Here is a 25102-nt window from a genome sequence, read left to right as displayed (position 1 = left end):
TTGATTTCATCAGTCTTACCTGCCTTCGCCCTCCCACCTTTTCGAATTTGGAGACCTGACACGATGCTCAAGATCCTGGGTTCTCAAAAAAGTAAGTTTTGTGATCAGATTACCCGCCGCAACTTTCTCCAGGTTGGTGGTCTCGCGTTAGGTGGTATGTCCCTTCCGCAAATTCTGCAGGCAGAGAACTCTTCGCATCAGCGTCAGAACCACAAAGGGATCATTATGATCTTCCTGCCGGGAGGTCCTCCCCATCAGGATATGTGGGATATTAAAGTTGATGCGCCCAGTGAAATTCGTGGCGAATTCAACGCAATCCAAACCAACGTTCCCGGTGTCGAAATCGGCGATCAGTTTCCGCGGATGGCGCAGATGGCTGACAAGTTCGCGTTCATCCGTTCCATGGTTGGTTCAGATGGACGGCACGATGCCTTCCAGTGTCTCACCGGTTATCCCTTTCGAAACCAGCCTCTGGGAGGCTGGCCCAGCTTAGGTTCGGTCCTTTCGAAAAAATACGGTCCCGTCGATCCGTCGATTCCCCCGTTCCTCGGTCTCTCTCCCAAGATGGGCCACATGGAATGGGCTCGCGCCGGAGATCCTGGCTTCCTGGGACTGGCTCACGCGCCGTTCCGACCCAATGGGGAAGGCATGGCCGATATGACCCTGAACGGCATTTCGCTGGATCGTCTCGACAACCGAAAACAGGTACTCAGCTCGCTCGATCAGTTTCGCAGTAAAGTGGATGCTTCGGGCATGATGGAAGGGCTCGACTCGTTCACACAACAGGCGTTTGGTATTCTGACCTCCAGCAAACTGGCTGAAGCGTTAGATCTTTCCAAGGAAGACCAGAAACTCCGCGATCGCTACGGCCGGGGAACTTCAAAGCTCCGTGCGGATGGCGGCCCGAAACTGCTCGATGATTTTCTGACTGCCCGTCGTCTGATTGAAGCAGGAGCCCGCTGTGTGACGCTGGCCTTCAGTCGCTGGGACTGGCATGGCGGCAACTTTAAACGTGGTCGCGAAGATATGCCGATGCTCGATCAGGGGGTAACTGCTCTGGTGGAAGACCTCGAAAATCGTGGCATGCTGGACGATGTCACCGTCGTCGTCTGGGGTGAATTCGGACGCACTCCCAAAATCAATGCCAACTCCGGTCGCGATCACTGGCCTCGTGTCTCCACGGCGCTGGTTGCTGGTGGCGGCATGAAGACCGGGAAGATCATTGGATCGACCAACCGACTCGGTGAATATGCGGAAGACCGCCCGGTTCATTTCCAGGAAGTCTTTGCGACCCTCTATCACAATCTGGGCATAGATGTCGAAACCAGCACGGTCACCGACCTGCAGGGACGCCCCCGTTATCTGGTCGATACGAACCAGTACAAGGTGATGCCTGAACTGGTCTGAGCGAGGCTCTGACCGTTTCATAAAAATCGCGCCTTGATCAAGGTATGCAATCCTGCTGTTTCAGTAAGAGGGCAAAACCCATGGCGTTGAGTCCTGCGCAGAACCGGTTATTGAATATTGCAGCGTTGATTTTCGCTGCATGCGGTCTTACCTGGGTTGTTTACATACAAGCAATCAGAGGAACGACCAGTGGCCCCGATTTTGTTCAGGCGATCAAATCCGGGGAAATCACAGCGGACTCTGTGACTTCCATCGAAGTGGTTGAGCCTCCTCCAGGATACTCTGCGTTTACAGCCAGTGAATATGAACGCTTAACACGCCTGGCAACGATCACAGACCAAACGGCAATCAAAGATCTCCTCACAGCGTTACTGGGTGCCAGACCCGGGCAGTATTCACAAAATCACCCGTCCTTACAGTACCACGTGTATTTGAAGGTCAACTGTCAGGAAGACTTCTTCTGGCTGGACGTTGAGGAGCATCAGGATGCCAAAAGTGCGGTGCTGACAGTGGAAGCCAACAATCGGAACGCGCTCAATCCCAATGGTGCCACTCTCTATCACCTGAGTAATTATTCTGAAGTTCTCGGCTTGCTGCAGCAGAAAGAAAAGTGACATCCAGCGACAAAAAAAATTCGCGGTACTTGTCTCTGAAAATTCAGTCACTTACACTTTCAACTCACAGTGATCACCAGATTGTAATTACAAACTCATGCTTTGCCATGCAGAATCGCTTTCAGGATTGACGATGCCCGATAAATCAACGCCCGATACAGTAGAAACCATCATCCGAGACCGCAAAACAGAAAAGGTTATGTGTGATATCGAAGCACATCGGCCTGTTCCCGCTGACATCGCCGAACGCAATCGCCAGATTGTATTGCAGGCGATTCAGACCGCGGGCTGGGCTCCGTTTCACTATCCACGCAAAGTCGATGATTTAGCAGAACCGTGGCGTGCCCATGTTTTATGGGATGAGCAGGCAAAACAGGCTGCGATCTATATGCGTGATGAATTAAACGTCACCTCCAAAGAGCCCCGGCTCGCAGCTGCCTGCAGTGCGCTGGTCCTGGTGACCTGGCTGCCTGAGGTCTCTGCTGCTGAAGGACAACAGGATTCCAAGGTCGAACGGGAAACGTTACTGGCACGCGACGAAGAGCATCTGGCAGCCGCTTCGGCCATGGTCCAGAATCTGTTACTGATGCTGACCGCGCACAATATGGGAAACTACTGGTCGAGTGGCGGAAAACTGAAGGGACCGGAGATGTTCCAGTATCTGGGCATTCCCGCACAGGAAAAATTACTGGCTGCCGTCTTCATTGAGTATCCCGAGATGCGGGACAATTCCAGAGAGCGCAAACCGGGCAGTCTGCGAAACGACCGCAGCGATCAGTGGATTCGCGAAGTGACCCTTTGAGAACACCCCACTGAGGCAAGTCCACTTTTTCGATTCGTATTCCTCACTCAATTTCCACTCACACCTATTGGGTAGGCCCGAATAAAATTCGGGCCGAGCGCAGCGAGCAGGAATCTAACAGAGAACCAGAAAAATGAATCGTGATCGTGATTATGAATGATCGATAAAGATTGATGTGATATTTAAAATCGATCAAATGCCCTGACAGTTTCCTGTTGCTTTCAGCAATCCCGAATTACATTCGGGACCACCCATGACAAATATTATTTATCCATGCAACATACACGTTCGTGAATTTCGTGGTAGTAAAACTCAGACCTGTATTTCTGACAGTTCCTGCCAGAGCAGGGCACTGGCCAGTGTGCCCTGGCGAAACGATTCCAGCGAGAAACGTTCGTTGGGGCTATGAAGGTTATCCGTATTCTGTCCCCAGCCCAGCAGCAGTGTTTCGACGCCGACCAGCGACTTAAACGTTTCGACGACCGGAATGGAGCCCCCTTCGCGGATCATCACAGGTGCCGTTCCGAATGCCTGTTCAATGGCCGAGCGGGCGGCTGTCATATAAGGGCTGTTGAAATCAAAGACCAGACCGCGGCAGCCGTGGAAGTCGATGAATTCCATGGTCAATCCTGGTGGCAGCTGATCGCGCAGAAACTGCTCCAGCGCTTTCGTCAATGCCTTGGGATCCTGATCGGGAACCAGGCGGCAAGTGATCTTCACGCGGGCTTGAGCGGGGACAATGGTTTTGGGACCTTCGCCCGTGTAACCCGAGATCATGCCGTTCACATCGCACGTCGGTCGTGCCCAGCGGCGTTCCAGCGTGGTAAAGCCCGCTTCGCCGGCGACTGCATTCACCCCCAGATTGCTCATAAAGGTGGCTTCATCAAAAGGCAACGCCGCAAACTGCTCGCGTTCTTCCTGTGTCAGTTCCAGCACGCCATCATAAAAGCCGGGGATTTGCACCCGCCCCTGATCATCGTGCAGCGCGGCGATCATTTTCGCCAGACCATTGCCCGGGTTGGTCACCGCACCACCAAACACGCCACTGTGCAGATCCTGACGGGGTCCGCGCACAATCACTTCACAGGCCAGAATGCCCCGCAGTCCGTAGGTAATCGCAGGCAGCCCCGGTCCATACTGGCTGGTATCGCTGATCACCGCGATATCGCTGGCAACCAGATCCTTGTTCTCAGCCAGAAAACGGTCCAGATTGTCGCTGCCGACTTCTTCTTCGCCTTCAATCACAAAGACCACGTTGACCGGCAACTCGCCATGCACTTTCATCCAGGCTTCAACTGACTTGATGTGCGTATACATCTGCCCTTTGTCGTCGGTCGCACCCCGGGCATAAATGTGGCCGTCGCGAATATCCGGTTCAAACGGGGGTGTCGTCCATTGATCCAGAGGATCGGGGGGCTGCACATCGTAATGGCCGTATACCAGTACCGTCGGTTTCCCCGCTGCTTTTTTCCAGGCACCATAAACAATCGGATGCCCGGCGGTTTCCACCAGGCGGCTTTCGATGCCCGCGGCTTCCAGTTGTTTCAGTACGAACTCGGCGCCGCGCCGCGTTTCTGCCTTCAATGTTGAATCGGCACTGACACTGGGGATTTTCAGAAATTCGATCAGTTCACTGACAGCCTGATCCTGATGTTGCTCTAAATAACTGCGAACTTGCTCAACCATTGTTTTCCTGTAACCTTGATCCTGCTAAGTTATGATATCATTGAAGGTGAGAGAGACTCTGCGAATGACGTTGTGAACTTTGAGTATAAGTCCCCGTGGATCATTTGAGTATAGAAGTCATCCATGAAAACAGTAGATGTCGCAATAATTGGAGGGGGAATCATTGGCCTGGCAGCAGGCTGGCAGATCAGCCGACGGTTCCCGCAGCTGTCGATTCTGATCCTTGAGAAAGAAAGTCAGATCGCCCAGCATCAGACCGGCCACAATTCAGGGGTATTGCATTCCGGAATCTACTACAAACCCGGTTCCCTCAGAGCCATCAACTGTCGCGAGGGAAAACGTGCGATGGAAGAGTTCTGTGATGCGGAAGAAATTCCCTGGGATCAATGCGGTAAAGTCATCGTGGCGGTCGACGAACAGGAATTCCCCGCTCTGAATCGCATCTTTGAACGGGGACAACAGAACGGTGTCACCTGTGAAATGATCGGTGAGGAACGCGTTAAAGAACTGGAGCCACACGTGGCTGGTATTCGTGGTATCCATGTTCCGGAGACCGGGATCGTTGATTATAAGCAGGTCTCTGCTCGACTGGCGGAACGTATTCAGGAGAAAGACAATCAGATTCTGACCGGAGCCGAGGTCACGGGTATCCAGCATCACGCCGATTCGATTACCGTCAAAACCAGACAGGGGGATTTTACCGCGAAGCAGGTCATCAATTGTGGCGGGTTATTCAGTGATCGCGTGGCCCGCATGGGTGGTTCGAAACCGGATTCCAAAATTGTCCCCTTTCGCGGCGAATACTACGTGCTCAAACCACAGGCGGAACATCTCTGCAAAGCGCTGATTTATCCGGTACCCAATCCCGAGTTCCCGTTTCTCGGCGTGCATTTCACCAGAATGATTCACGGCGGCGTCGAATGCGGGCCGAACGCTGTCTGGGCTTTTGCACGGGAAGGCTATACAAAAACCAGTATCAATCTCAGTGATCTGTTCGAAGCGGCCACTTATCCCGGATTCATTAAGATGGCGATGAAATACTGGAAGACCGGTTTGAAAGAGATGTGGCGGTCCTTCAGCAAGCCGGCATTTGTCCATGAACTGCAGCGGTTGATTCCCGAAATCAAAGCCGAAGACCTCGAAGCCGCGCCTGCAGGGGTACGTGCCCAGGCACTGGGCCCCGATGGGACTCTGGTGGATGATTTTCTGATCGATGAATCCGACCGGATGATCAATGTGCTCAATGCACCTTCGCCGGCTGCGACTTCTTCTCTGCGGATCGGCTCGATGATCACCGATCTGCTGGCCACCCGGATTTCATAACGGAAAGACCACCACACAATGCAGGCTTCGATCATCACATACTGGGGTTACGGGACCATCGTCTTCTGGACGATTCTGCTGGTCCCTTCACTCATCATGATGATCCGTAAACGCATTACCCGCTGTCTGCCTGAGACCGAAATTCCCCAGGTCTGGCCTGCGATTTCGGTGATCGTACCCGCCAAAGACGAAGCCGCAACGCTCGAAGCCAGCCTCAACTCGCTGCTGGCTTCCGACTACCCGCATCTGGAAATCATCGCCGTCAATGATCGTTCGACCGATGCAACGGGTGAGATTATGGAACGCGTGGCGCAGACTGCAGAAGAGCAGGGTCGCGTGAGCATGCAGGTCGTCCATATTTCAGAACTGCCTGCCGACTGGCTGGGGAAGTCACATGCCATGCATCAGGCAGCGAAGCAGGCGACGGGGGAACTGCTGCTGTTTACGGACGGTGATATCATCTTCGATCCCCAGGCGATATCAGAAGCGACGCGTATCTTTCTGCATCAGAAACTGGATCATCTCTGTCTGCTGCCTCAACTGGCGCGGGGCGGTCTGCTGGAGATGGCCTTCATTACCTTTTTCGGTTTCCTGCTGACCGGCGGCATGTTTCTCTGGCTGGTTCCGACCCGCTGGCACTTTGCCTACATCGGCATCGGTGCTTTCAATCTGGTTCGAACCGAAGTTTATCAGCAGGTCGGCGGTCACGCCGCGATAAAACTGGATGTACTCGACGACATCAAGCTCGGGAAACTGATCAAAAACTATTTTTACAGGCAGGACTTTTACCTGGGTATCGAACAACTGAAAGTCCGCTGGCAGCCTTCCGCCTGGGGAGTCATTACCGGCGTCGAGAAAAATTCCTTCGCGTCCTTTCACTATTCCCTGCTGTGGGTCTCGCTGGCGACGCTGGTGTTTCTCCTGTTTTTTATCGCCCCCTTTATTCTCCCGTTCCTGTTTCCGCTGTCGCAGACGATCGGCTTTCTGATTACGATCGGCCTGCTGCATCTTTGTTATGCCACCATAGCGGTTCTGTTCTCTTCCGGACTGCGTGTGACGCCACTGCTGTTCTTCTCGTCGCTGGCACTCGCGTTTGCCATCTGGCGCTCGGCTTATGTCACACTCAAAAACGGCGGCGTCCGCTGGCGTGATACAATCTATCCCCTGGATGTGCTGAAGAAGAACTTGTATTGAACTGTGGCATATTAATTCGCAGAGTTCTGGGGCCGTTCTGCTTCAGCAGGTTTTGATTTCGGGTACCAGGGTTTGTTGTCGATGGTGAGGTAGCGGCTGCTGGTCTGGCTGCCATCTGTTCCTAATAGCTCGATGCGGCGTTGCATCGTGTCAATGATGAAACGTCTGCCGTCGGGCAGGTAGAGTTCGTTCCATGCGTGTCCGCCGGCACGGCTGGCGTCGCCATAATTGCCGCGCACCAGGGCCACGTCCAGTCCCGCCTCGTCCGCCAGCAGTTTGAACAGCAGCGCCCGATGTCGACAGACGCCTGCCCCGCAGAGACGTGTCACTTCGCCGAGCAAAACTCCTTCGTTCGCATATTCTCTGGTTAACAGCACGACTGCAGGCGTACTCCAGCGGTTGGCTTTGTCGAGTGACATGCTCTGGTCTACATATTGTGCCAGTCGGGTCGCCCGTTTCAACGGCTCCAGCGCTTTCAGTTCCTCTGAGCGGGCGAACTCCAGGTGTTGTTTGAGTGCCGCATCCCGCTGGCGGTCAACGATGATGAGTTCGCGTCGGGAAAACGCCTGTCCTTTTTCATCCAGTTTCATTCCGCGACCGCCGTCTACGTAACCGTCCTGAATCCGGATTTTGGGTCCGACAAAATGTTTTGAGTGATAATCCACGGTCGCCTGTCGTGCCTGCTCCTGCATTTTCGGACGCAGGGAATCGAGGTCTGGATAGCCACGCAAGGTCAGGTCGAAGAAGAGGTCACTGCTGCGGGCATCAACCTGGTGGACTTCAATCGCGATGACGTTTGTGCCCGAGACCAGTTGGGGCGTCTCGATTTTAAAATACTGGTAAATTCGCTCCTCCAGTCCATCGGATCGCTTCAGGGCGAGTGTGTCTACCGTAATCTGACCCTGGGGGAGATTGTGGCGGACCACTTCTTTCCCGTTCAGATAGACAATACAGCCATCATCGCTGCGGATCATCAAAACCAGCTGTTTGAGCTGGCTGGCATCCTCGATCTGAAAGGAGTGTCGAAAACAGGCTGTGATGTTTTTTTTCTGGGGGTCACTTCCAAAACTGAACGTGGTGTTGATGTCTGCATCACCATAGCCGAGCGGTGCGATGCCGGACTGCCACTGGGAATCATCAAATTGTGGTTCAAACCAGTTTGGAGGAACGGGACGAGTGCCATCCTGAAATCGCCAGCGGGTCTCTTTTCCGAAAGGAATCAGGATCGTTTCCGCATGAGTCAGCGAGGTCAGAACCAATAAGCTGAGTAACATTAACAGGCTGGTGAAAAAACGCTGCCGCATTTTGCTCATTTCATCATCACATTATATGTAGTCTGGTTAATGCCTGATTCTATTCAGGTTCACGTTTGAGCAATCGTATTGTATGTCAAAATACGAATCAATCATTGTCTTCGCAAATTAATATTCGGAGTGCTTTGGCTGTGGCAGAAACCCTTATTTTCTGTTCGCTGATCGACCTGACTGGATGCTGACCGTTCGACTGCGAGACGTTTTTTCTGTTCTGCCTCGAGAAAATGCCTGTTTCTGTAGTGTTGCTGTGCACTGGCATAGAATCTGCATCAATTGAATTCCAACAACATGAGTGAGAGGGGATTACACCAGATACAAACCAGGCACTCAAGGGAATGCCCCAGCCATATCGTTCAACATTTAACAGGAGACAATCATGTCATTTTTGAAATTAAGCTCTGCATCTGCACTGGCTGCTCTGATTCTGGTTGGTTGCCAGACGAATTCAGAATCCATTGAGCAGGCCCGCGAAAACGTAGACGAAGCAAAGACAGTAGGCCAGCAGCAGATTGCTCAGGCCGAACAGGAAGGTACAGCGGAAATTCGGGAAACCCGTCGCGTTGGTACCGAAAACATCCAGGAAGAAATGAAAGACGTCAAAGAAGCACGTCTGGATGATGAATCCTCTGAAGACATCAGTGAAGAAATGAAAGATGTCCGGGAAGCACAGCGTGAGCTGGATGAATCGCTGGCACAGGCTGAAAAAGCCAAAGCAGAAGATGTTGCCGAAGCGAAAAATGAAGCGGAAGAACGTGTTGCTGCTGCTCGAAACCGCTTAGCGGAAACGAAAGTGGAAGCTTTGAAAAACGCACAGAACGACGTGATGGAAGCAGAAAAAGATCTGAAAGAGGAACAGGCTGACGTCACCGAAGCGGAAGCGACCCTCGCGGGAGCGAAAAAGAAACTGAGTGAAACCAGTGAGACCGACAAAGAAGCTGCACAAGGTGCAGTGAAAGATGCGGAAGAGTCACTGGCGTCTGAGAAAAAAGATGTTGCTGAAGCAGAACAGACCCTGCAGAAAGCCAAACAGGAACTTGAAAAAGTGAAATCGCTGATCAACAAATAAACCACGAATTAAACGGATCAGTCCGCATTCACAATATTCACAATACAACAACCCGGATCGAAAGGTCCGGGTTGTTTTTTATTAATGTCCCAGTAGAAAATGAGAGTAAAAATATTTTTCTGTAAGAGTACTCTGTGCATGGTATTATTTCCTTAAAGCAATTATATCACTTAGTCCCGGTATCGAGTACTGATTTAGCCAAAACAGCATGAGTGGAGAACCTGATGGGCGCCTGGGGATATAATACATTTGAAGATGACAGCACCTGCGACTGGGCCTATGAATTGTACGCTGCCGAAAACACCGTTGAGTTTCTGCGCACATCATTAACGCCGGAAGCGACCGACGACTACCTGGAATACGATGACTGCTGTTCAATTCTGGGAGCCGCGGAAACGGTTTATTCACTTCTGTATGAAGTCAGAGATAACCCGCCTCACGATTTTCAGGAGTGGGTTCAGAATCATCAGGGGCTGGACGTGACCGACTTGAAACCAGCCTGTGTCCTGGGTTTGAATCGCGTGCTGTCTGACAATTCCGAATTGAATGAACTCTGGTCAGAAAACAGCACAGAATATCCCGAATGGAAAGGCAACATCGAACGCATGATCCATGCGTTTAATGCCTGACCGAAAGCTTTTCGCGATCAGATCTGTCTAATAGATTTGTACTTGTGTTTCCGGTAATCCCTGCTTCAGCGCTGTCGCGGCATTCAGTGGAAAAAATCGGCTGCGGTTTATCGTCAGATAGGTCAGCTTCTTCATCTGCAACAGGTAAGGGATGGAGTGATCCGTGATCAAGCCATAATTAATTGCAATCGCAGTGATGGATTCCATTTTAGACAGGTGCCCGACTCCCTGGTCTCCGAGACTGGTTCCATTCAGAGAAAGCTGTTCGAGTACTGGCAGCTTTTGCAACTGGGACAGATCATTATCATCGAAGATCACCATTTCCAGAGTGATCTTTTTAAGCTGCTTCTGAGTACTCACCCACTCAAATAATGCTCTGTTGATTCGCGACGTCTGATAAAAGGGGGGACTGATCATAGTCCCGTCTCCCAGTATCCTTAAGGCTGTGCGATTCTCATGAAGTCCGATGGTTAAACCAGCTGGCGGATACTCGAAAACAAGGTCTTTTTTAACAGCCGATGAATTCTGCTGTGGAGCGGGGAGCACGGTTTCCTGTGTTTCCTTTGCCTGTTGTGCAGAGAAGTCAGCCTGCATGGCACTGGTTAAGAAAAAGATCAGAACGGCTGCTAAAATGATGTTCGGTTTCATCTTTTTATCTCACTGAAGGGGTTCCGTTGCTATCTGTTTGATCAATCCTGTGTACAGATTAAATAAACTTCTCTATTTTCGTATCGGGTAACAGATCTTTCAGGATCTGATAGGACTTCCAGGGCAGGAAGCGATTTTCTTTCAATGAGAGTGAGTCCAACCCTGTCATTTGCGAAATGAGAAATACGGACTTGTCTGTAATCGTTGCGTTGTGAATTGACAGCCGTTTCAATGATTTGATTTTGAGGAGATGGGAGACAGTCTGGTCACCCGCATTGGTATTTTTAAGCGTGATTTCCTCCAGTTCCGACAATTGCTCCAGGAGTGCCATATCCGCGTCATTCAAATACACGATTTCAAAGTGCAGTTTGCGTGGGTTCTGTTTCAATATCCACTCAAATACCTCTCGGCTGGTACGCGATGTTTGAATGATGGATTGACCTTGTCTGGTTTCCTTGCCTGTGATTCGCAGGATTTCTCCTGTTTTATCAAAACCAGCGCGGAGGCCCGGGAAAATCGGGGTCCCTGTTTTCTGCTGTTTCAATTTCGAATCAGCCTGCTGATTTACGCTGACGATCAGACCTGAATAAGACTTCCACAGGATCGTCCCGGCAATTATCAGGATGCCAGTAACGAGTACAGCGGTCGGAATCAGTTTCTGTTTCATTGATTCGTCTCCAGATAAAAAGAGAATGAAAACAAAAATTATACCAGATCTGATCTAATCACCATAAATAAAATCAATTTCGCATGAGTTATCTGCCTCAACGAACGGCAATTTTATTCGGTCCCAGGCTGATCAAAATGGTCTGTTTGAGTTAAAAAAATTGGTCAGGCAGGGATTGGATACGGTTTCTTTACCGGATTGGTCTCATCAGGGGAGATCGGGTCTGATATACTTGGCAATCGTGTTATTTTTCAGTCCATCTGTGTTTCATGAGCCAGAATACAAGAGATGAAACAACGAACACCCTTACTCCCTCTGCTTGGAATGCTCGTACTCAGCATTTCAGGAAACTTGGAACTGTCAGCCCAACTCACATTTCCCAAACAGGAAAAGTTCGAGGGTGCGCCGATCAAAACAACGGTGACCGTCACACTGCTGATGGAAGATAACAGTGCGGCTCTGTTTGCCCAGCAGTGGGGGCAGACCTTTCGCGATCTGGGAATCTCCATTCGCACACGCCGCTCTGTACTCGATGACAAACCGGCGATCGAACAGGATCTGCGGGGGACCTTGCGTGAGGTCCGCCTGACGGGCTCGCTCAATCGGAACGGTGATATTCAGTTCCCCGGCCATCGTTTTGCCCGCAGTGATCTGGGACGACTCAAAGAATGGCTAAATGAACTCAAAACATTTGGTGCGCAGGGTTCACCCGAAAGTAAACCGCTGTGGGGCTTATCGAACGCACAATTCAAGACGGTGTTTGATGAACTCTCGCAGGAATCACCTGCCAATGTGCAGGGGCTCACACTGAAAGCGGCGATCGAGAAACTTGAGTTCCCTGATTCACTGCCGATCCGCTTCGACATTGATGCGCAGAAACGACTGGCAGAAGCGGCGCCGGATCTCAAGGTCAAAGCAGATCTCGGGAAGCTGGCCAAAGGGACGGCACTGGCGATTGCCCTCAAACAGTATGGCCTGGCGTTCTATCCACTGCGAACCCCCACCGGTTCACTGGAACTGCTGGTAACGCCGTGGGAAGCGACGGAGACACCCTGGCCGATTGGCTGGGAACTGAAACTCTCGCGCCAGAAAACGGCGCCCCGTTATTTTGAACTGATTCCGGTCGAACTCAATCGTGTACCATTGCGGGATGTGTTGATGGCGGCTTCCAAGGCATCAGGCATCCCCATGCTCACGGATGATTACACGATCGAGAAGAAGGAGATTGACCTGGATCAGATCAAAGTGACTGTCTCCAAAAAACGGACCACCTGGGGCATACTGATCCGGAATGCCATTGGCCGAGAAGGCCTCACCCGTAATCTGGTGATCGATGAACGCGGACAACCCTTTATCTGGATTACCGTCTATACGCCTCGCGTCTCACCAGTCACGCGCTGATCAATGAGCCGATTAAGGGACGGGCGGTGCAGGGGGAGGCGGAATCGTTTCAATTGAGAAACGGGCGTTTTTCTTGATGGGAGCGGTTGTCGGATGCGGTTTCTGAGGCACCATGGTTCCCTGCGGCGTATCGACGCTCATGCTGCTGTTGGCGGCACCGATGGGGAGGGGCTGTATCTCCGCGGGATAAGCCTGGCCTTCAGCACTCACGTTCATCACACCTTCATAAGGAGCGGATGAATTAGAGGCCATATTATCGCCCACCAGATCGGGACGGACGTATTTCACGTTGCGCCCCGGTGTGACGCCATACTGCCAGTGGAATAAAGCGACCTGATGAGCCTTGTAAGGGAAGTGTTCCCGCTTCTCAATGAAGATGGCTGGCGCTCTGAGTGTATTGTAATCCATCCACATACTCGACAGGCTGTACTTCTTCCGATGCACGCATCCCTGCTGGCTCAGCAGCGCTACCGTCAGCAGCAGCAGCATGATTCGAGACCAGCGAAATCGGAATTGAAGCAACATGAATGAACCTGAACGAAAGTGATGTCGTACGGAAAGACCTCGATCGAGCTACCGACGCTTGCTGCGCAGAATCTCTCTGTCTGAAAGATTCATCGTCGAGACAATTCCGCCGGATTCAATCAATTCGCGTCGAAAGAAAACTTCAGCAGAGAAAAAATACCTGTCGCGTAAAATGGGTAAAACAGGTTGACTTTTACCGCCACATTTTGGCAAAGATTTTTCCCAGTTCCGGGATCTGATAGTGGGCATTCAACCCGCTGGGGTTGGGAAGCACCCAGACATCTGCATCACCGATCTGTTCTTTCTGGAGTCCCAGCTGGGCTTTATTTCTGCCGAACGCTTTGCGGTAGGACGTGATTCCCAGGAAGACGACTTTCTGCGGTCGGAACTGAACGACTTTCCTGGTGAGGATCTCAGCCCCTGCGTCGAGTTCTGCTTTGGAAAGTTCATCTGCCCGTTTGGAGGCGCGGCTGACGATGTTGGTCAGACCGCCTCCCCGTGCGAGCAGTTTATAATCTTCGAAGGGAGAATAGAGCCGCTCAGTAATTTTCCCCCGATGCATGGCTGGCCAGAAGCGATTGCCGGGTCGGGCAAAGTGATGACCGACCGCGGCAGAGTACAATCCTGGATTCGTGCCAACAAACAACGCTTTTAAACCAGGTTCGATCAGGTCGGGGAGCTGTTTATGAATGGCCTGTTCCAACTGTTCCGGCGTTGGTTTCCAGATTTCTTCCACGCGTTTCAGGCTCCCGGAGCTGGTCCTTACTCAATAAACCCGTCATTCCGTAACGCATCGATGGCGCGTTCGAAGGCATTGACCGTAAAGTTGATTTCTGCATCGGAGTGCGCCGCAGTGGTCATGGCACCCCAGCCAAACCAGTCGACACCGTTCAACAGCAGGGCACAGCGGAAAGCATGTCCCAGTTGTGCATCGTGTTTGCGATCCAGTCGGTCAAAGTCATTATCGTAGGGCACGAAAGAATCATCGGTGGGCCGCGGTCCATCGTAACCGGGGAAGACTTTGATGATCGAGAATTGACCGTAGACCACCCAGTTCACATTTTTGCGGGTCAGGACTTCGTTCATTCCCATTCGCAGTTTCGCGGCACTTTCATTTGCCGCACGACAGGGTTCCCCGTCGGCGATCTGTTTTAAGACGGCGATACCCGCTGCTGCGGAAAGCGGGTTGGCGTTATACGTTCCCGGGTGTTTCATTTTCTGACCGAACGGATTGTCAAAAGCAATTGCCTGCATCAGGTCGGCACGACCAGCCAGACAGCCACCGGGCAGACCGCCGGCAACGATTTTCGCCAGTGAGGTCAGGTCGGGGACGATGCCTCGTACTTCCTGCATGCCGCCGGGAGCGACACGGAATCCGCTGATGACTTCGTCCATAATCATCAGCACCCCTTTTTCTTCTGTCAGTTTTCTCAGTCCCTGCAGAAATCCTTCTGCGAGAGGCACTACACCCCAGCGGCTGCCTGTGGCTTCGATGATCAGGCAGGCCGGGTCATGTTCGGCGATGGCACGTTCCACCAGATCCAGATCGTTGGGACGCAGGATGATCAGCTCTTCCGAAACGCCGTCAGTCACGCCGGGCATCGCGTAAGTTTTATCATCGTGCGGGGGTTCTGAAGCCTGGGTCAGCAGGTCATGCCAGCCATGAAAGTGACCGGCGAATTTAATGACTTTCGTTTTGCCGGTCGCGATCCGGGCGACACGCAGGGCCATCATCGTGGCTTCGGTGCCACTGCTGGTGAAACGCAGCATTTCGCAGGAAGGGACCAGTTGACGGACCAGTTCGCCCCATTCCAGTTCCAATTCGTGGCAGGCGCCGAAGTGGGTGCCTTTGGCGACCTGTTCCTGAACCGCCTGGACCATCGCAGGGTGGCTGTGTCCCAGAATCAATGAGCCGTGACCACTCCAGTAGTCGATGATGTCGTTACCATCGACATCGTATTTATGTGCTCCCAGAGCATGATCGACATAAATCGGAAACGGCTTCATGTAACGGCCGTCATGGGTTACCCCGCTGGGGAACAGGGTACACGCCTGCTGATACATCTTTGCCGATGTGGGAAACTTCGCAAAAAAGTCGGCTTCAATCTGCTGTCCTACGGCCTGGCTCATGGCATTGAACTCACTGTAAAAGTAAGAGAAGAATCAGAGTCAGTCTCTGAAACGGGGGACTCCGCGAATGGACTGGCCTGAATCAGGTACCAGACCGGAGTATTTCATTTATATCGGAAACCGCGCCAAAGTTCAAAGTGATCGAAGACGGATTGGAATGCAGGAAAGATAACTTTCACTGGACAAAATCAGACACGCAGGTGACCCCGGAATCGATCCGGGGTCATCTGGTGAGCTTGATTCAGCATCGATCTTAATACTCGTTGGCTTTGTCCGTCTGTCCTTCCACGCCGGCAAACGTATTTTCGGCCACCTGTCGCACGAGCCGTTCGTCGGCTTCCTGCTTCAGTTTGGCAATCGCATCGGCCAGTGGCATCGGTCCCAGATCGCCATCGATGCGGTCACGCACGGCGACTGCGGTCTGTTCGGCTTCTTTGGGGCCCACGATGAACATGTACGGAATCAGTTCCAGCTGGGCATCGCGAATCTTCGCGTTGACCTTGGAGCTGCGGGTATCGATGGCAACCCGGAAGCCATTCCTGCGGAGCTGCGCTACGACTTCGTTCGCGTAGTCCAGTGTTTTATCACTGACAGGCAGCACACGAATCTGTTCCGGTGCGAGCCACAATGGGAAGGCACCGGCGAAGTGTTCGATCAACATGCCTGTGAAACGTTCCATCGAGCCGAAGGGAGCCCGGTGGATCATCACTGGCCGATGCGGCTGGTTGTCCGATCCGGTGTACTCCAGCTTGAATCGTTCGGGCAGGTTGTAGTCCAGCTGCACAGTTCCCAATTGCCATTCGCGACCGATACAGTCGGAGACCATGAAGTCGGCTTTCGGACCGTAAAACGCGGCTTCCCCTTCGCATTCGCTGTAGGACATGCCTGAAGCTTCGAGCACTTTTCGCAGACTGTTTTCCGCATGCTGCCAGTTCTCTTCACTGCCGACATACTTATCACTGCCGGGTTCGCGGAGGGAGAGCTGCACGCGGAAGTTGTCCAGGCCGACGGAGGCAAGCACGAACTTGACCAGTTCCAGCGTGGCACGGAATTCTTCTTCGACCTGCTCGGGAGTACAGAAAATGTGCGCATCGTCCTGGGTCAGTCCCCGGACGCGTAACATGCCGTTCAATTCACCGGTCTGCTCGTGACGATACACGGTGCCGAACTCAGCCAGACGTACGGGCAGATCCCGATAGCTGCGCGGCATCGATTTATACATCTCCGCATGATGCGGGCAGTTCATCGGCTTGAGCAGATAACGTTCGTGCTTGTGTTCCCAGGCTTTGAGGATTTTGATTTTCTCTTCTCGACTGGCGCCGGGAGGGAATTCAAAGTCACAGTTCATGACCCGGGATGACTTGAAGAACAGTTCTTCATCCTCTGCAGACAGGCTGTCCTCTTCCAGCTTTCGGACCCAGAAATCGACCAGCTGACCGGCGTCATGGCCGAACAGAGGCGCGAACTGGGAATCCCGGTAATAGGGGAAGTGACCGCTGGTTTCGTAGAGTTCGACCCGTCCAATGTGGGGTGAATACACGGGCTGATAACCGAGTCGTGTCAGTTCGACTTTGATGAAGTCTTCCAGAACCGCCCGGATGGTGGCCCCTTTAGGCAGCCAGAGACAGAGCCCCTGACCGACTTCGGGATTGATCGAGAACAGACCCAGTTTTTTGCCCAGCACGCGGTGGTCGCGGCGTTTGGCCTCTTCGACCTGTTCCAGGTACTGTTTCATATCCTTCTTGCTGAACCAGGCTGTGCCGTACAGACGCTGCAGCGGTTTATTACCTGCATCCCCTTTCCAGTACGAACCGGCGATGGAGAGCAGTTTGAAGGCTTTGACCTTGCCTGCATTCGGAATATGTGGACCGCGACAGAGGTCAACAAATTCACCCTGGCGATAGAAGCTGAGTTTTCCGTGATCGGCAAGACCGGTCTGGATGTGTTCGGCTTTGGAATGCTGATCCATTTCATTGACGAACGAGATTGCTTCATCCCGGTCGAGTGAGAAACGTTCGAAAGGTTCTTCCTCTTTGATGATCTTCTTCATCTCTTCTTCGATTTTGGGGAAGTCATCTTCACTGATGGTATGTTCCAGGCCAAAATCGTAATAGAAGCCATGCGGCAGAGTCGGGCCGAAGGCCAGTTGAATGCCCGGCCATAATCGCATGACGGCGCGCGCCATAATGTGTGCACAGGAGTGACGCATCACGCCGAGCGCTTCGGCATCGCGTTCGGTCAGCAGGCGGAGCGAGATTTCATCGGAGTCGGTGATGTCTTTTAACGGGCGGAACGCATCACAAATGGTTCCATCCACTTCCGCAGCGACGACGGCATTGGCCAGTCGTTCGCCGATGGACTGGGCGACATCTAACGCAGAACTGTCATCGGCATACTCTTTTACGGTTCCATCGGGTAATTTGATTTGAATCATTCGATTTTCTGAACTTCGTCTAAAGTCGGAACCACCACAGTCGCCGTTACAAAGGGCTCACTGCTCAGGCAGTTCGAAGGAGGTACGGTCTTTATATTCGACAGTCGATACTGCCGTCAATGTTCGGTCTCATGTAATAAAATGCGGTGAAACCATTGAAATTGATATGATCGGTCACACAGCTCGCCAGACTGTGCCTTTCAGCAGTTTTTTTTACAGAAAGTGTTCTGGAACTTGACGATATCTTCATGGATGCTTACCCTGCTTAACCTCAGGACGATTAGCTCAGTTGGTTAGAGCGCCACGTTGACATCGTGGAGGTCGTTGGTTCGAATCCAATATCGTCCACTCCTTACTATAAAATAAAACGCCATAAGTCACATTATTCATGTGGCTTATGGCGTTTTTTAATTGCAGGATACTGCAGCTGGATTCCGTTTCTGGTACCAGCCTGATCGTCTGCTTTTCACCATCATCGCCTGATCATTTGATGTGGGGAAATTTCATGACGGATGATCTACTGGACCATCTTGAACTCATAGTGATTTTCACCACTTTTCACTTCAGCAGTGAGTCCACTCGTTTCTCCCGTCCGATATTTTGCCGGGATATTTTTAAACTCCCTGGGTTTGGATTCAACAGATGACAAACCGGGAGGCTCTTCGACGTAGGGAGGCGTGATTGAAATCATGTAGGAGCCGATTTCAATTCCATCCGGGATGGAAAAATGACCTTCCTCATCAAGTTTGGCTCCCGCAGCAATTCCCGTTTTTCCGGAGAAGAAATTCACGGTTCCTTCCGTGACTGGTGTCTCCTGGAATGTAACTGTACCGGAAATATCACCACGGGGAGTTTCGGTGACACCTGATCCACAACCGGTCAGGCACACAGCGCAGAACAGCATGAGCAGACAAGTATTGTGACAGGAAATTGTTCTATTACGTAACAAGAGTTTCGACTTATTGATGAATGCGGCAGTCGACTGCGCATTTCTGGCGTTCAAATTCATTTTATCTTAACCTGGAATGTCAGAGATTGATTAATACGGGTACAGAAACAGTTTTAGAATTCACCAAGGACAAGGCCATCGTTTCTGGCGCCCAGTTTCTGGAGGGTACCCAGATCGATGTTGTTTCCAAGGAAGCGAACTGCTCCGTCGCCCAGTAAAACATGAATTCCACCAGTATGAAATGAATTCAGAATCGTATTGTAATGCCAGCTTGATGCAGAACCGTTGGGTGGGCTCGTTGTATTCAGGTTCAAGGCATAACGAATTGTGGAAATGGAGGCAGCGAAATGCGAACTGGAAGTAATCTGAGAGGGTCTCTGTGTCGTGTTGTAAAAACCACTCCAGCCGCCGTGGTAGTTGGCACGCAGGTCTCTGTTTGCGACCATGCCTGATTGCTCACTGATGTAAATTGTGTTTGATGTGCCATCCGTCACATCACGAATTTGTGTGTGCCCGTTAAAGAAAAGAATTCCGTTTTCACAGGCACTTCCTCGACCGCTGATGTCGGCAGAACACCCGGATCCGGGATAAGATCCCATGATCCCCACATAATCGTGAGTCTGGCCTAACTGGTCGTTGTAATTGGAAGGATTATTGTTGCTGGAAAGTGCACTTGAGGGACAGTTATAAACGGGGACTGTCAAACCCTGGAGGATTCCAAAATTAGTGCCGTAATATCCCACTCCCCATCCACCTGTGAAACCATCTGCTGAAGTAGGGTCTGATTTTGTCAGTTGGGCATAAAGAGGTCCCTGATCCAGATAAGGCAGCAGGCTGAAACGCCAGTTGCCTTTGTAGTAGGGGAACTGAGCACCAATCGGAAACGTTCGATGTGTGTCATGGTAGTTATGCATCGCCAGCCCCAGTTGCTTCATATTGTTTTTACAGGTGCTTCTGCGTGCTGCTTCTCTTGCCTGCTGAACCGCGGGGAGTAGTAAAGCGATCAAAATGGCAATGATGGCAATGACCACAAGGAGTTCAATTAATGTAAATCCACGTTCTCGACTCTGTTTTCTCATCTTCATCTCATAGTAACTAAAGTTTAGAAATAAAGCGCGAGATGATTATAAAAGCTCATATCAAGCGATGGCAATATAAACGCTGTCAAAAAGCGGAACAGACAATCTAATATATTATTGTATACAAACCATTACCTGACTGGTTCAACGAATGAAGTCAACAACGTCATACGGCAGGTTCGGTCAGCTCCGAAGTACATTGGGGGCAACGTGTTGCATGAAGGTCAATGGTGGATTTGCAGAAGGGGCAGGCTTTGGTTGTCTCCGGCTTTGGTTCTTCCTGTCGCTTCATTTTGTTCATCTGTCGAATGACCAGGAAGATGACAAACGCGACTATCACGAAATCGATGACCGTGTTGAGGAAGATGCCGTAATTGATGGTGACCGCGTCCGCAGTGTCCGTTTTTTCGCGAAGTACGATAGAAAGCTGGGAAAAATCGACTTTGCCTAACAGCAGTCCGATGGGAGGCATGACCACATCCTTCACCAGCGAAGAGACGATCTTGCTGAAGGCCGCCCCAATGATGATCCCCACCGCCATGTCGACGACATTGCCTCGAACTGCAAATTCTTTGAATTCCTTGAGCATTCCCATTGTAATACCGCTTTCTGATATCTGGAGCAGTGTCTGGTCATGCGGACAGATTCGGTGTTTACTCCCGTCTGTTGGTTCCGCATGAGCTTGAGTGGTATCGAAGGTTGTAAAAAGAAACAAACTCTTCAACAAGCTCACTTTGGCTGATCCTATTTTCGACATAACCGTCATTATCGTAGTCAAAAATGCGATACAGTCCCTGAATCTGGTAATACTCGCACAGTCGGTCCACGCGGTGCGTCGATCTCTTCTCTGGACCGTGCCATTTTTTCAGACCACTGATGATCAGTTTTCCCGGAGTGGAAAAGCTGGTCTTATGGATTTCAGTAAGGTTTCAGGATGAAGGATCATCCCCTGTTTGCTTGCCACGGTATCAGATTGCTGCTTTCAAGCGTTCTCGTTGCAGGCTGTGCATCTCATACCGCAACCGTGCAAAAACCATCTGCTGCGGATTCCGACCCCGTAGAGTCTACCCTCGCGCGCAATGAGATTGGTTTTGATGAGCCGGAGAAGGAACAACAGGAAGTTCCAGTAGAGATCATTCAAACGGGAGCCATCGAAGATGAGATGACAGATGGTGCCCGGTCAGAACTGGTGATCCAGCAGCCTCCGTTATCGCAATCTCTGGTGGAGCTGGAGATGCTGGCTGTCGAGCAGAACCCGCGACTGGTGAAACTCTATCGCGAATACAATGCCGCATCGTCCCGCAGCCGTTATGTCAACAAATTGCCCGATCCCAAAGTGGGGACGAATGTATTCGGGGCGCCAATCCAGACCGCCTCTGGTTCACAGCGCGCCGTCCTGAGTGCCAGTCAGGCGATGCCCTGGCTCGGAAAACTGGATGCAGAAGAGCAGCGGGCCTGTTTTGAAGCCTTTGCCGTGCGTGCGGATTATCTGGCAGAACGCCTGCGCGTGATTGCTGCCGTCCGCACAGGCTGGTACCGGTTATATGTGATCGATCAGCAGATTGAGACTGCGAAAGCCAATCAGGAACTGCTGCGGTCACTGATTGATGTGGCTAATGCGCAAATTGCTACCGGGACTGCGACCCAGGGTGATGTGCTGTTGGGCACATTGGAACTCACGAAACTGGAAGAATGGCTGTTGACATATCGAAAATTGCGAGTGGCGGTCCAGGCGGAAGTCAATCGTCTGGTGGCCCGTGATGCAGATCTGCCGATTGCGGTTCCAGATACTTTGGAAATAGCACTTCCCGCTTTGTCAGCACGCGAGATTTATGAAACAACATTGCGGTCTCAACCGGAAATTCAGGCAGCACAGTTGCGGACGCAGGCATCGCGCTGGGGGATTGAGGTGGCGCATTTAAGTCGTCGTCCGGAACTGACGGTTTCTGCGAATTATTTCTTCACCGATAACAATCGCCCGGCTTCCACTCTGTATCAGGTCGGACAGGATCCCTGGTCGCTGGGAGCCCAGGTCAGTATTCCTCTCTGGCGCGATAAGTATGACGCCATGGAAGACGAAGCGACCTGGAAGCACCTGGCCTCCACAGACAATGAAGCGGAACTCCGCGATCGCTATGATGCACTGATTACCGAATTACTGGCGGAAGCCCGCCGTGCAGATGAAACCGCGAAACTGTATCGCGGTACCATCCTCCCGCAGGCACGTCAGACGCTACGTGCCGACCAGGAATCGTATTCGCGTGGCGCTGTGGAATTCGATCGGGTGATCAGAGATTATCGGAATCTGCTTACACTGGAACTGGGATATCATTCTGCTGTGGGGGAACTGGCTGTCTCACTGGCCCAATTGAGCCGGGTCGCAGGAGAGAATGTTGAACTCACGCCTGTACCAGCACTTCCGGAATTGCCGCAAGAGTAACAGAAAATATCAGTCTGGACTTCCGCTTTCTCAGGCGATATATTTCCAGTAGGTCTGTTACTTAATTCTGCAGGTGATTTTTCATGTTCCGCCAGTGCCGTACTTTGATGATCTGGATGACCGCATTCATGCTGTGCTCTCAGACTGTCTCTCAGGCAAGCCTGTCGAGTTGTCGCTGTGGGATCAATCGTCAATCGGATCAGACAGAACGCATCTGCTGTCAGTCACATGCCGCGAAACCCGTTCAGAAAGCCTGTTGCCATCTGACTGAGCGCCAGGCTGAAAACAGGAACGATGAATTCCACACCGCCGGATGTTCCTGCAGCCAGGATGAACAGCCCGCTTTACCAGACCGGTCCCCGTCTGCACAGGAATCACTGTTGCAGAACTTCGCTCTGCAGCCTTCCTTTATTCTGGGGATTGCTCCCGCTGCGCCCACGACACGTCTCTTCTGTGACTCGACTGTCGCTGCTCATCACTCTCAAAGATACGCCCAGGTTCTGTACTGCGTTTCTTTGATCTAAACAGACAGTGATCCCTGTTGTCTTTCGCCTGCGATCGCATTACGTCTATCGACCCTTTACGTACTCAGACGCTTCATAATCGTACTTGAGTGGCCGGTCAGTTTTTTCCGGCACGGTCCAATGCTGGTAAAGTGTTACTGGCCGGCTGCTCGTTTCAAAAACAGAGGTGGAACGATGAGTTCTTCAATTAATGAATCAGAATCACAATCTGGAAATCCGTCTCCGCCGCCACCTGACGCCAAATCGGGACGCTGGTGGTTGCGCAAACTGCTGCCTGCCGGGCTGTTCCTGGCGGTAGGACTGCTGCTGATTGTAATGACTGGTTTCGCACAGCGTCTGGGCTGGATTCAGGCGGGGACAGCAACAAACGTCTCGACGGCTCATGATGGCAAACAGACGACTTATACCTGTCCGATGCATCCCCAGATTCGACAACCCACTCCGGGCCGCTGCCCCATCTGTGGCATGGCGCTGGTTCCCGCTGCAAAATCCGCAGGGAAAATTGATCAAATGGCGATCAGGATCGAACCGTCTCAGCGCAGGCTGGCCAATATTCAGACCGAAGAAGTGAAAGCAGAGCCGGTCAATTCGGTGATTGAAACCATCGGCTCGGTTGAGATTGACGAGAGCCTGCATGCGACCATAGCGGCTTACATTGATGGTCGCATTGAGAAACTGTTCGCTGATTATACCGGCGTCGAAGTTGCGAAAGGGGATCATCTGGCAATCGTCTACAGCCCGGAACTCTATTCTGCTCAGATTGAATTACTCGAAGCCCGCAATGCCTTGAAGAAAATGACTTCCGGATCGCTGGCCGCGGTACGTGAAGTACAGGAAAAGCTGGTGACGAATTCACGTCAGAAGCTGGTCGAACTGGGGATGACCGACGAGCAGATTAATCAACTGCTGACCAGCGGCAAAGCGGAATCGAGACTTACCATCCATGCTCCGATTGGTGGAACAGTCACACAGAAACTGACTGAAGAAGGAAAGTATATCAAAGCGGGGGAGCCGATCTATCGGATTGCCAATCTGAATACGGTCTGGCTGATGCTGGAACTTTATCCGGAAGATGCGTCCCGGATTCGCTTTGGTCAGGTTGTGGAAGCGGAACTGCAGTCATTGCCTGGTAAGATTTTAAAAGGCCGGGTGGTCTTCATCGATCCTACTGTCAATAAGAAACGACGCACGGTGGGGGTCCGTGTGGAGTTCAGCAACGAGCATGGTCAGTTGCGCCCCGGAGATTATGCCAAAGCTCAGATCAGCGTTCCCATTGGTCCCCAGGGGACAGTATATGATTCCGAACTGGCAGGAAAATGGATCAGCCCGATGCATCCGCAGGTGATCCGTGATCAGCCGGGAGACTGTCCGATCTGCGGCATGAAACTGGTGCCGACTTCGCGTTATGGGTATTCAGAACAGCCGGTCAATCAGAATGCTGCCATTACCGTTCCACGTTCCGCCGTCCTTCTGGCGGGGGATCACAGCGTCGTGTATGTGGAAACGGAACCGGGGCGTTTCGAGCTCAGGAATGTGAAGCTCGGACCACTGTTACGCGACCGCGCCGTGATTCTGGACGGCGTCAAACCAGGAGAGCAGATTGCGACCGCCGGCAATTTTCTGATCGATTCCCAAATGCAGCTCTCGGGAAAACCGAGCCTGATCGATCCAACAAAATTTTCACCCGACAAACAGAAAAAACCGGCTTATCGAAATGAGCCGCTGCAGTTTACGTCAATCAAGATTGAAAAGCTGCCCGGTCAAGCCGGTCAGACTCTGGAGAGCCTGTATTCGGTCTACTTTGCGATTCAGAAACAGTTTGCTTCAGACAAAAAGATCTCAGAACAACAGGCGACATCGTTGAGCAGACTGTCGTCGCAACTCGCTCAGGATTCACAACTCAGCCAGACCATGCAGCAGGAACTGAAGCAGGTGGCAGCGAATGCCGCACATCTGCATCACCTCTCACTGGAAGAGGCGCGTAAAAAGTTCAAGCAAATCAGCCATGCGGTGGTCAAGCTGGCAACTGAGGTACGCGGCGAAGGAGCGAAACAACCTTATTATCAGTTTTTCTGTCCGATGGTTTCGCAGGGAGAAGGGGACTGGCTGCAGCAGGATGACAAACTGCTCAATCCCTATTTTGGCAGTAAAATGCTGCATTGCGGGAAACTGGTGAGTACCTTTGCGCCGGTATCCTCCAACAGTGAAAAAGCGGATCAGAAATCGGAAAGTACGAAAAACAAAACTTTATCAAGGCCCAAAGGAGAATAA

At 51.8% G+C, this 25102-nt stretch carries 22 protein-coding genes and 1 tRNA gene; 12 read left to right on the top strand and 11 right to left on the bottom strand.

The annotated features are described in order from the left end of the window. Nucleotides 1–63: 63 nt before the first annotated feature. The 3 genes from ACN0YN_RS15310 (at nt 64) to ACN0YN_RS15300 (ending at nt 2823) form a co-directional block, all read left to right on the top strand. The gene (locus ACN0YN_RS15310) at nt 64–1407 is read left to right on the top strand and encodes a DUF1501 domain-containing protein (protein WP_417385892.1); all 1344 of its coding nucleotides are present in this window, start codon (nt 64–66) and stop codon (nt 1405–1407) included. 80 nt (nt 1408–1487) lie between these two features. Beyond that, a complete protein-coding gene (locus ACN0YN_RS15305; protein ID WP_417385891.1) occupies nt 1488–2021 on the top strand; it encodes a hypothetical protein in 534 nt (177 codons plus the stop codon). Nucleotides 2022–2154: 133 nt separating this feature from the next. Further along, complete coding sequence (locus ACN0YN_RS15300) at nt 2155–2823, top strand: nitroreductase family protein (RefSeq protein WP_417385890.1); 669 nt, start codon at nt 2155–2157, stop codon at nt 2821–2823. Between the two features lie 312 nt (nt 2824–3135). On the opposite strand, the gene ACN0YN_RS15295 is transcribed toward ACN0YN_RS15300, so the two are convergent. Then, a complete protein-coding gene (locus tag ACN0YN_RS15295; RefSeq protein ID WP_417385889.1) occupies nt 3136–4509 on the bottom strand; it encodes a dipeptidase in 1374 nt (457 codons plus the stop codon). Nucleotides 4510–4632: 123 nt separating this feature from the next. Between ACN0YN_RS15295 and lhgO the strand changes: the two genes are divergently transcribed. Both lhgO and ACN0YN_RS15285 read left to right on the top strand, forming a co-directional pair. Further along, on the top strand, nt 4633–5832 hold the full coding sequence (gene lhgO, locus ACN0YN_RS15290) for an L-2-hydroxyglutarate oxidase (protein ID WP_417385888.1): 1200 nt from the start codon (nt 4633–4635) through the stop codon (nt 5830–5832). A gap of 18 nt (nt 5833–5850) precedes the next feature. Beyond that, entirely contained in the window at nt 5851–7026 is a 1176-nt protein-coding gene (locus ACN0YN_RS15285; protein WP_417385887.1) for a glycosyltransferase, read from the top strand. Between the two features lie 11 nt (nt 7027–7037). On the opposite strand, the gene ACN0YN_RS15280 is transcribed toward ACN0YN_RS15285, so the two are convergent. Beyond that, the gene (locus ACN0YN_RS15280; RefSeq protein ID WP_417385886.1) at nt 7038–8330 is read right to left on the bottom strand and encodes an EDR1-related protein; all 1293 of its coding nucleotides are present in this window, start codon (nt 8328–8330) and stop codon (nt 7038–7040) included. A gap of 385 nt (nt 8331–8715) precedes the next feature. Between ACN0YN_RS15280 and ACN0YN_RS15275 the strand changes: the two genes are divergently transcribed. Together ACN0YN_RS15275 and ACN0YN_RS15270 are read left to right on the top strand one after the other, a co-directional pair. Next, on the top strand, nt 8716–9405 hold the full coding sequence (locus tag ACN0YN_RS15275) for a hypothetical protein (RefSeq protein ID WP_417385885.1): 690 nt from the start codon (nt 8716–8718) through the stop codon (nt 9403–9405). Between the two features lie 224 nt (nt 9406–9629). Next, nucleotides 9630–10034, top strand: coding sequence for a DUF4259 domain-containing protein (locus ACN0YN_RS15270; protein WP_417385884.1), 405 nt, complete (start codon nt 9630–9632; stop codon nt 10032–10034). A 27-nt stretch (nt 10035–10061) separates the two neighbouring features. Here the strand turns inward: ACN0YN_RS15270 and ACN0YN_RS15265 are convergent, their stop codons facing one another. Next, nucleotides 10062–10682 (bottom strand): hypothetical protein, encoded by a 621-nt coding sequence (locus ACN0YN_RS15265; protein WP_417385883.1) that lies wholly within the window; start codon nt 10680–10682, stop codon nt 10062–10064. Nucleotides 10683–10740: 58 nt separating this feature from the next. Beyond that, nucleotides 10741–11349: a hypothetical protein gene (locus ACN0YN_RS15260; RefSeq protein ID WP_417385882.1), complete on the bottom strand. Its 609-nt coding sequence runs from the start codon at nt 11347–11349 to the stop codon at nt 10741–10743. 288 nt (nt 11350–11637) lie between these two features. On the opposite strand from ACN0YN_RS15260, the gene ACN0YN_RS15255 reads away from it, so the two are divergent. Further along, nucleotides 11638–12750: a hypothetical protein gene (locus tag ACN0YN_RS15255; RefSeq protein ID WP_417385881.1), complete on the top strand. Its 1113-nt coding sequence runs from the start codon at nt 11638–11640 to the stop codon at nt 12748–12750. Between the two features lie 12 nt (nt 12751–12762). Here ACN0YN_RS15255 and ACN0YN_RS15250 read toward each other — a convergent pair whose 3' ends face one another. The 4 genes from ACN0YN_RS15250 to thrS all read right to left on the bottom strand — a co-directional run bounded on the left by ACN0YN_RS15250 (nt 12763) and on the right by thrS (nt 17839). Next, nucleotides 12763–13275 (bottom strand): hypothetical protein, encoded by a 513-nt coding sequence (locus ACN0YN_RS15250; RefSeq protein WP_417385880.1) that lies wholly within the window; start codon nt 13273–13275, stop codon nt 12763–12765. 193 nt (nt 13276–13468) lie between these two features. Continuing rightward, nucleotides 13469–14011, bottom strand: coding sequence for a G/U mismatch-specific DNA glycosylase (mug, locus tag ACN0YN_RS15245; protein WP_417385879.1), 543 nt, complete (start codon nt 14009–14011; stop codon nt 13469–13471). Between the two features lie 26 nt (nt 14012–14037). Continuing rightward, on the bottom strand, nt 14038–15405 hold the full coding sequence (locus ACN0YN_RS15240) for an aspartate aminotransferase family protein (RefSeq protein WP_417385878.1): 1368 nt from the start codon (nt 15403–15405) through the stop codon (nt 14038–14040). 253 nt (nt 15406–15658) lie between these two features. Continuing rightward, on the bottom strand, nt 15659–17839 hold the full coding sequence (thrS, locus tag ACN0YN_RS15235; RefSeq protein WP_417385877.1) for a threonine--tRNA ligase: 2181 nt from the start codon (nt 17837–17839) through the stop codon (nt 15659–15661). A 274-nt stretch (nt 17840–18113) separates the two neighbouring features. Between thrS and ACN0YN_RS15230 the strand changes: the two genes are divergently transcribed. After that, nucleotides 18114–18187: transfer RNA gene (locus tag ACN0YN_RS15230), tRNA-Val, on the top strand. Nucleotides 18188–18356: 169 nt separating this feature from the next. On the opposite strand, the gene ACN0YN_RS15225 is transcribed toward ACN0YN_RS15230, so the two are convergent. From ACN0YN_RS15225 to mscL, 3 genes are all read right to left on the bottom strand, one after another. Next, complete coding sequence (locus ACN0YN_RS15225; RefSeq protein WP_417385876.1) at nt 18357–18848, bottom strand: hypothetical protein; 492 nt, start codon at nt 18846–18848, stop codon at nt 18357–18359. A gap of 53 nt (nt 18849–18901) precedes the next feature. Further along, the gene (locus ACN0YN_RS15220) at nt 18902–19867 is read right to left on the bottom strand and encodes a DUF1559 domain-containing protein (protein ID WP_417385875.1); all 966 of its coding nucleotides are present in this window, start codon (nt 19865–19867) and stop codon (nt 18902–18904) included. A gap of 166 nt (nt 19868–20033) precedes the next feature. Then, nucleotides 20034–20462 (bottom strand): large-conductance mechanosensitive channel protein MscL, encoded by a 429-nt coding sequence (gene mscL / locus ACN0YN_RS15215; protein WP_417385874.1) that lies wholly within the window; start codon nt 20460–20462, stop codon nt 20034–20036. A 339-nt stretch (nt 20463–20801) separates the two neighbouring features. Here mscL and ACN0YN_RS15210 point away from each other — a divergent pair, with 339 nt between their 5' ends. The 3 genes from ACN0YN_RS15210 to ACN0YN_RS15200 all read left to right on the top strand — a co-directional run bounded on the left by ACN0YN_RS15210 (nt 20802) and on the right by ACN0YN_RS15200 (nt 25102). Beyond that, a complete protein-coding gene (locus ACN0YN_RS15210) occupies nt 20802–22307 on the top strand; it encodes a TolC family protein (protein ID WP_417385873.1) in 1506 nt (501 codons plus the stop codon). An 83-nt stretch (nt 22308–22390) separates the two neighbouring features. After that, nucleotides 22391–22831 (top strand): hypothetical protein, encoded by a 441-nt coding sequence (locus ACN0YN_RS15205; protein ID WP_417385872.1) that lies wholly within the window; start codon nt 22391–22393, stop codon nt 22829–22831. 174 nt (nt 22832–23005) lie between these two features. Beyond that, nucleotides 23006–25102, top strand: coding sequence for an efflux RND transporter periplasmic adaptor subunit (locus ACN0YN_RS15200; RefSeq protein ID WP_417385871.1), 2097 nt, complete (start codon nt 23006–23008; stop codon nt 25100–25102).

The organism is Gimesia sp. (assembly GCF_048260065.1).
GTDB lineage: Bacteria > Planctomycetota > Planctomycetia > Planctomycetales > Planctomycetaceae > Gimesia.
This window is presented reverse-complemented; position numbering and strand designations above follow the sequence as displayed.

Bases quoted from the DNA above. Each gene is read 5' to 3' on its own strand.
- ACN0YN_RS15280 (WP_417385886.1), bottom strand. From the start codon at position 8,330: ATGCGGCAGCGTTTTTTCACCAGCCTGTTAATGTTACTCAGCTTATTG.
- ACN0YN_RS15210 (WP_417385873.1), top strand. From the start codon at position 20,802: ATGAAGGATCATCCCCTGTTTGCTTGCCACGGTATCAGATTGCTGCTT.
- ACN0YN_RS15200 (WP_417385871.1), top strand. From the start codon at position 23,006: ATGAGTTCTTCAATTAATGAATCAGAATCACAATCTGGAAATCCGTCT.
- ACN0YN_RS15255 (WP_417385881.1), top strand. From the start codon at position 11,638: ATGAAACAACGAACACCCTTACTCCCTCTGCTTGGAATGCTCGTACTC.
- ACN0YN_RS15205 (WP_417385872.1), top strand. From the start codon at position 22,391: ATGTTCCGCCAGTGCCGTACTTTGATGATCTGGATGACCGCATTCATG.
- ACN0YN_RS15295 (WP_417385889.1), bottom strand. From the start codon at position 4,509: ATGGTTGAGCAAGTTCGCAGTTATTTAGAGCAACATCAGGATCAGGCT.
- ACN0YN_RS15260 (WP_417385882.1), bottom strand. From the start codon at position 11,349: ATGAAACAGAAACTGATTCCGACCGCTGTACTCGTTACTGGCATCCTG.
- thrS (WP_417385877.1), bottom strand. From the start codon at position 17,839: ATGATTCAAATCAAATTACCCGATGGAACCGTAAAAGAGTATGCCGAT.
- ACN0YN_RS15305 (WP_417385891.1), top strand. From the start codon at position 1,488: ATGGCGTTGAGTCCTGCGCAGAACCGGTTATTGAATATTGCAGCGTTG.
- ACN0YN_RS15310 (WP_417385892.1), top strand. From the start codon at position 64: ATGCTCAAGATCCTGGGTTCTCAAAAAAGTAAGTTTTGTGATCAGATT.
- mscL (WP_417385874.1), bottom strand. From the start codon at position 20,462: ATGGGAATGCTCAAGGAATTCAAAGAATTTGCAGTTCGAGGCAATGTC.
- ACN0YN_RS15250 (WP_417385880.1), bottom strand. From the start codon at position 13,275: ATGTTGCTTCAATTCCGATTTCGCTGGTCTCGAATCATGCTGCTGCTG.
- ACN0YN_RS15300 (WP_417385890.1), top strand. From the start codon at position 2,155: ATGCCCGATAAATCAACGCCCGATACAGTAGAAACCATCATCCGAGAC.
- lhgO (WP_417385888.1), top strand. From the start codon at position 4,633: ATGAAAACAGTAGATGTCGCAATAATTGGAGGGGGAATCATTGGCCTG.
- ACN0YN_RS15270 (WP_417385884.1), top strand. From the start codon at position 9,630: ATGGGCGCCTGGGGATATAATACATTTGAAGATGACAGCACCTGCGAC.
- ACN0YN_RS15220 (WP_417385875.1), bottom strand. From the start codon at position 19,867: ATGAGAAAACAGAGTCGAGAACGTGGATTTACATTAATTGAACTCCTT.
- ACN0YN_RS15240 (WP_417385878.1), bottom strand. From the start codon at position 15,405: ATGAGCCAGGCCGTAGGACAGCAGATTGAAGCCGACTTTTTTGCGAAG.
- ACN0YN_RS15285 (WP_417385887.1), top strand. From the start codon at position 5,851: ATGCAGGCTTCGATCATCACATACTGGGGTTACGGGACCATCGTCTTC.
- ACN0YN_RS15275 (WP_417385885.1), top strand. From the start codon at position 8,716: ATGTCATTTTTGAAATTAAGCTCTGCATCTGCACTGGCTGCTCTGATT.
- ACN0YN_RS15265 (WP_417385883.1), bottom strand. From the start codon at position 10,682: ATGAAACCGAACATCATTTTAGCAGCCGTTCTGATCTTTTTCTTAACC.
- ACN0YN_RS15225 (WP_417385876.1), bottom strand. From the start codon at position 18,848: ATGAATTTGAACGCCAGAAATGCGCAGTCGACTGCCGCATTCATCAAT.